The organism is Desulfovibrio oxyclinae DSM 11498 (assembly GCF_000375485.1).
GTDB classification, from domain to species: domain Bacteria; phylum Desulfobacterota; class Desulfovibrionia; order Desulfovibrionales; family Desulfovibrionaceae; genus Pseudodesulfovibrio; species Pseudodesulfovibrio oxyclinae.
The window spans coordinates 1-5014 of the sequence record NZ_AQXE01000025.1; the positions used below are offsets into that span (position 1 = coordinate 1).

Sequence of the window (5014 nt, forward strand, 5' to 3'; positions counted from 1 at the left end):
TCATCCGGTACGTCTACCGCACGTTTTTCGGGATACAGTCCACGGCCATCGTCGCGGATCCCGAATCGTTCCGGGACTGCATCGATGCGTGCAGCGATCTCTCNCCGTTCGGGGATTTCCGTGTCCGGTCTGACCGGCAGGATTTCGACGTGGTGCAGCTCGTTCGCGGACGCGATCCGGCCCACGTGGGCCTGTGGTCCGCTGCCGACGGNGCGGTGCTGCACTGCGTGCGCGGGGCCGGCGTGTGTCTGGATACGCCGTTCGAGCTGCGGCACCTGGGCTGGCGCGGGCTGATTTTCAACCGCCATGCCGATCTGCTGGGTGGGCTGCCGGAGGTGCACCGTGGGTAAGATCATCCGCAGCCATGGCAGCGCCCCGGGCGCGATCCGGCAGGTGACGGGCGTCGCTGTACGCGACTGGGTGCGCGACGAGGTGCCGGGCGGCGAGTTCCCGGTGCCGACCGTCTGTTTTTTCAACGGCACGCCGCTGCTGCGGGCCGACTGGACGCGCGAGGTAGGCGAGGACGACGTGGTGCTGTTCGTGGCTCTGCCGCAGGGCGGAGGCGGCGGAGGCGGCTCCAACCCCATGAAAATGGCCCTGTCTATCGCACTGATGGCAGCTGCATCATGGGCGGCAATGCCATTGACAGCGAGTATCTCCGGGATGGTTGGGGGCTTGAGTGAGCTTGGGGGCTCCATCGTTTTAAACGGTATCAAAGCGTTGGGCGCTGTTGGCGGCGCTATGCTGGGGGGCATGTTCTCTAGCTCCCCTCGCACCCCTTCCTCGCTGGCTTCGACCCGCGCGCTGGAGTCCGCCAGCCCGACGTACTCCCTGACGCCGCAGTCCAACACCGCGCGGCTGTACCAGCCCATTCCCACCGGGTACGGCACCAACCTGACCACGCCCGATCTCGCGGCGCAGCCATACTGGGACTACTCCGGCAACGATCAGTTCGTCTACCAGCTCCTGTGCGTCGGCCTCGGCCGGTACCGCATCGACGAGGTGCGCGTGGGCGACACCGCTGTNTGGGCGGGCGGCGAGTACACCGGCAATTTCGAGGGCGTGACCATCCAGATCGTCAATCCGGGCGAGCCGGTGACCCTGTTCCCGGACAATGTGGAGACCTCCGCCGAGGTGTCCGGCCAGACCCTGTTCGGCCCCAACGAAGACGGCGGCGGNTATCTCGGTCCGTTCGTGGCCAACACCGCCGGGACCGATACCAACCAGCTGGGCGTGGACACCGTTTTTCCGCGCGGGCTGGGGCACATGAAGCAAAACAACTCCATGTCCAGCATCTCGGTGACCTGTGAATTTGAGGCGCGGCGCATCGATGACGCGGGCCAGCCCGTCGGGGACTGGTTTGTGCTCGGCACCGAGACCGAGTCTGCTGCCACGCGCACCCCCCAGCGGCGCAGCTATCTCTACTCCGTGGAGACCGGACGGTACGAGGTGCGCGCCAAGCGCACGTCCAACGCCAGCACCGATGCGCTGGATCTCAACGAGGTGCAGTGGGCGGGCCTTCGCGCCTACCTGCCCGGACAGCGCACNTACCCGGATGTGACTCTCATCGCCGTGCGCATGCGGGCCACCAACAGCCTGACCCAGCAGTCGTCGCGCATGGTCCGGGTGGTCTCCACGCGGATGCTGCCGGTCTGGGATGCGGGCGTGCAGCAGTGGTCCGAGCCGCAGCCCACGCGTGCGCTCTCCTGGGCGCTGGCGGACATCTGCCGCAACCCGGTCAACGGCGGNCTCGACGAGGAGCACCTCGATCGGGACGTGCTGGCCGCGCTCGCCGATGGACAGGCTGCCCGGGGCGACAATTTTTGCCACGTGTTCGACACCCCGGTCACAGTCTGGTCCGCGCTGCTCGATGCCGGGCGGTCCTGCCGGACCTTTCCGCGCCCCATCGGCACCGGGATCTCGTTCTACCGCGACGAGCCGCGCACGCGCCGCTGCGGATTNTTCAGCCCGCGCAACATCGTGCGCGGGACTTTCCGCGTCCACTACGATTTGTACCGGCCCGAGATGCCCGACCGCATCGTGGTGGAGTACACGGACCGGGACCGGGGCTTTGCCACGCAGGCCGTGCCCGCAGACCTGTCCGGCTGCACTGCCGAGCAGCCGGAGCGCAAGCGCATCGCAGGCGTGGACAACCGCGCGCAGGGCTTTCGCGANGGCATGTACGAGGCCGCGCGCAACGCGTGGCGCAACGTGACCGTGGANTGGACNACCGAGGAGGACGGCCGGATGCTGCTGCTCGGCGAGGCCTGCGACGTGGCNCATCCGCTGGTGGACTGGGGCGTGGCCGGGGACGTGGTGCGCTGGCCCNNGGAAGGNTCGTNTGCGGTCACGCTGGATCGCGANCTGGTCTGGCGCGACGGGCAGGACCACTACCTGTCGCTGCGCCGGCGCAACGGGCAGCCATGGGGACCGGTGCTGGTGCATCCGGACCCGGACGGCGATCCGCGCCGGGTGCTGCTGGACGAGACGGATTTCGCGCAGGCGGTGGCCGATCTCGACGACCCGGCGGGCTGGGTCACCACATCCCGCGACCGCGAGCGCACGCACTGGGCCTTCGGCCCGGCCGAAGCCTTTGCCCGCCGGGTGCTCGTCACCGACATCAAGCCGCGCAAAAACGGACTGATCGACGTGTCCTCGGTGATCGACGACGAGCGGGTCTACCCGGCCGATCAGGGGCAGGTGCCGGACTACGATCCCGGCACTGGGTCACCACCGCCCGCGACCGCGAGCGTACGCACTGGGCCTTCGGCCCGGCCGAGGCCTTTGCCCGCCGGGTGCTCGTCACCGACATCAAGCCGCGCAAAAACGGATTGATCGACGTGTCCTCGGTGATCGACGACGAGCGGGTCTACCCGGCCGATCAGGGGCAGGTGCCGGACTACGATCCCGGCACTGGGTCACCACCGCCCGCGACCGCGAGCGTACGCACTGGGCCTTCGGCCCGGCCGAGGCCTTTGCCCGCCGGGTGCTCGTCACCGACATCAAGCCGCGCAAAAACGGATTGATCGACGTGTCCTCGGTGATCGACGACGAGCGGGTCTACCCGGCCGATCAGGGGCAGGTGCCGGACTACGATCCCGGCACTGGGTCACCACCGCCCGCGACCGCGAGCGTACGCACTGGGCCTTCGGCCCGGCCGAGGCCTTTGCCCGCCGGGTGCTCGTCACCGACATCAAGCCGCGCAAAAACGGATTGATCGACGTGTCCTCGGTGATCGACGACGAGCGGGTCTACCCGGCCGATCAGGGGCAGGTGCCGGACTACGATCCCGGCACGGCGCTGCCGCCCACGCCGGATGGGCCGGTGGTCTCCGGCCTGCTGGTCAATCCCGCGGGCACGCCCGAGGCTCCCGAGCTGCTGGCCTCGTGGCGTCCGGCTCCGTCCGCCACGCACTACGTTGCCGAGTGGAGCCGGGACAACGCCACNTGGCACGCGCTGCCCGAGGTCACGCAGCCCGAGATTTCCGCCAGCGTGCCGGCCGGGTCCATCTATTTTCGCGTGGCCGGGGTCGGCGCAATCCGCGGGCCGTGGGCCACGTGGTCCGGCTCCGTGGGCGACCCCGAGCCGCCGTGGTCCGTGCCTGTTTCGCTCGTGCAGCCGTATCAGGCGGGCGAGCTCGCCCTGCAGTGGACCGCCTCGGCCCTTGCCAGCGAGTACGTGCTGACCCTCAAATCCGGCGCCACCACGCTGCGCGAGGTGGTCGTCACCGGCCTGACCTACACCTACACCGCCACCATGGCCGAGCTGGACGGCGGGCCGTTTCGCGAGGTGCTCGCGGAGCTGGTGGCCCGCAACGATGCCGGGACCAGCACCGCGTCCAGCCTGACCGCCACGGACCCGGCTCCGGCCGTGCCGCCGAATCTGACGCACGCCGTGTCCGGATCCTCCGTGACCTTCGACTGGACCGGCGTGGACGGCGACGTGACCGGCTACATCCTCGCGCGNGGCGCGGCTGCCGGGTTCGGCGTTGCCGACGCNGCGGAGGTGCTGCGCGTGGNCGCGGACGCCGTGTCCGCCACGTTCGACGGGCTTGNCGCCGGCACNCATTATTTCCGCGTGTTCACCGTGGACCGACTCTACGACCTCAACCCGGACGTGACCGAGATGCAGCTCTCGGACGAGATCGCCGTGATCATCTAGGAGGACCCATGGCAAACGACATCACCCCGTTTCCCGCCATGCTGCCGCTGCCCCGNCGNGCCGACTACAAGGTCCAGCCCGAGGANACCCGGCGCAAGACCGAGATGGAGGACGGCGTCCGGGTGCGGCAGGAGTTTCCCGACGACCCGTCGCTGATGCCCGTCTCGTGGGTGCTCACCGCCGANCAGGCGGTCATCTTCGAGGCGTGGGAAAAGCACACCCTGAAAAGCGGCTCCAANTGGTTCGAGATTTTGCTGATGACCGCTGCCGGACTCTCTCCCCACGTGGTCCGCTTCGAGCAGCGTCCGGACTTCGACTTCCGGGGGCTGTCCGGCATTGTGCAGGCCGTGCTGCGGGTGGAGGAGCGGCGCACGCTGGCGGCCGACGAGGTGGCCGCGGTGGTGGAGATGGGCGGCTTCGATGCGCTCGGCGGGGACGAGCTGCACAGGATTATCCATGCGGACCTTCCGGGCCCGCTCAACTGGTAGGAGGCGACAATGGCCGATTTTCTGACTCTCATTGCNCGCATGCGGGCCGACATGGCCCTGCTGCACGACATCATCCACGGCGCGGCGGATCAGCTGGTGCCCACCGAGGGCGGCGATGTGCCGACGGCCGCCAAGGTCCTGGGCGATCTGCAGGCGCAGGCCGACGCGCTGCTCGGGCTCGATCACAACGCGCTCAACTCGCGCAGCGCGGCCGGTGCGCACCCCATGGANGCGATCACGGGACTGCTGGATGCGCTGGCCGGCAAGGCCGACGCCGCGACGACCGATGCGGCCCTGGCCGTCTGTGCGGTGGTCAATGCCCACAACCTCTGGACCGCGCCGCAGGAATACGAGCAGACCGCGCT

Annotated in this window: 1 protein-coding gene; it reads left to right on the forward strand. The window is 69.0% G+C overall.

The window, feature by feature from the left end; translation table 11 throughout:
* Positions 1–753 precede the first annotated feature (753 nt).
* A complete protein-coding gene (locus B149_RS18905; protein ID WP_425386886.1) occupies positions 754–2835 on the forward strand; it encodes a host specificity factor TipJ family phage tail protein in 2082 nt (693 codons plus the stop codon).
* The last annotated feature ends 2179 nt before the right edge of the window (positions 2836–5014 follow it).